We start from the raw sequence: 1,225 nt of genomic DNA, 5'->3' as shown, positions 1-1,225 counted from the left end.
GAGCGCCTCCGCGGGGCGGCGCAGGTGCTCGGTGAAGCCGAGGCGGGCCGGGACGGCGCCGCTGGCCCGGTTGGCCGGGTCGTGGACGATCTCGACGGCCTCCACCCCGGGGAGGCGGAAGGCCTCGTCGGCCAGGGCCCGCGCCGTCCGGGTGGCCAGCCCGCGGCCGGTGGCGGCGGGGTGCAGCCAGTAGCCGATCTCGCGGACCTCGTCCGGGGTGTCCTCGCGCCGGAACAGCCCGCAGGCACCGACGATCGCGCCGTCGAGCACGATCGCGTACGTGAAGTCCCGGCCGTTCGCCCAGAGTTCCGCGCGGCCGGCGAGGAACTCGGCGGTCTTGGCGCGGCTGTGCTCGCCCACCCAGGGCATCCAGGGCCGCAGGTGCTCCAGCGACTCCTCGATGACGGCGAAGAACTCGGGCAGGTCCGCCTCGCCGTCGAAGCGGCGCAGGGTGGCCCCGTCCAGGGCGATGACGTGCTGGGGATGGTTCATGGCAGGAGGATGGTCCGTGCACGCCTCGCCGGGCAAACGGGTTTTCGGGCCGGGGTCGTCCGATCGTCAGTCCGGGCCGTCCGTCGGGGTGCGCCGCTGCAGCAGGACGGCCGCCTCGCGGTCGGTGACCTCGTGGAACTCGCCGTACCAGGGCCCGGCGGCGTGCGCGTAGCGGGGCAGGTGCAGGCAGACCACCGCGTCCACGTCCCGGCTCAGGTCGGCCGCGATCCGGGCGTCGCCGACCGGCGCCGCGAGGATCAGCCGCTCCGGGTGGTCGGCGGCCAGGGCGTGCAGGGCCGCCCGGGCGGTGAGTGCGTCGGTCAGCCCGTCGGAGACCAGGACGGCGATGCGCCCGCACAGCGGGAGCCGGGCCCGGCCCGGGCGGTAGAGCGCCTCGCGGCGGTGGACCTCGACCCGCTCCCGTCTGACGCTCGCGTCCAGCTCGGCCGAGGTGATCCCGAGGCTCTCCAGGGCGTACCGGTCGAGCAGCGGCGGGTCGCCGTCGGCGATCGCGCCGACCGGGCGGTCGTGGCCGGGCACGGCCAGCGGCCGGACCACCGTGGCGTCGAGCGGGGCGCCCAGCGACTCGGCGACCTCGGCCGCCACCGGCAGCCCGCCGGGGGCCAAGCCGAGGACCACCAGCTCGGCACCGGCCCGCCCGCCCAGCAGCGGGGCGAGCACCATCGGCACCATGACCAGGCCGGCGCCGGAGACCGTCACGCCGACGATCTTC

At 76.7% G+C, this 1,225-nt stretch carries 2 protein-coding genes; both read right to left on the bottom strand.

Annotation, left to right across the window (positions count from 1 at the left end):
• The coding region (locus tag ACWDCZ_RS41530) for a GNAT family N-acetyltransferase (protein ID WP_449818753.1) at positions 1-492 on the bottom strand (492 nt) is incomplete at its 3' end.
• 66 nt (positions 493-558) lie between these two features.
• On the bottom strand, positions 559-1,225 hold a 667-nt coding region (locus ACWDCZ_RS41525), incomplete at its 5' end, for a hypothetical protein (protein WP_449818752.1).

It is taken from the genome of Kitasatospora sp. NPDC001225, assembly GCF_053597855.1.
This window is presented reverse-complemented; position numbering and strand designations above follow the sequence as displayed.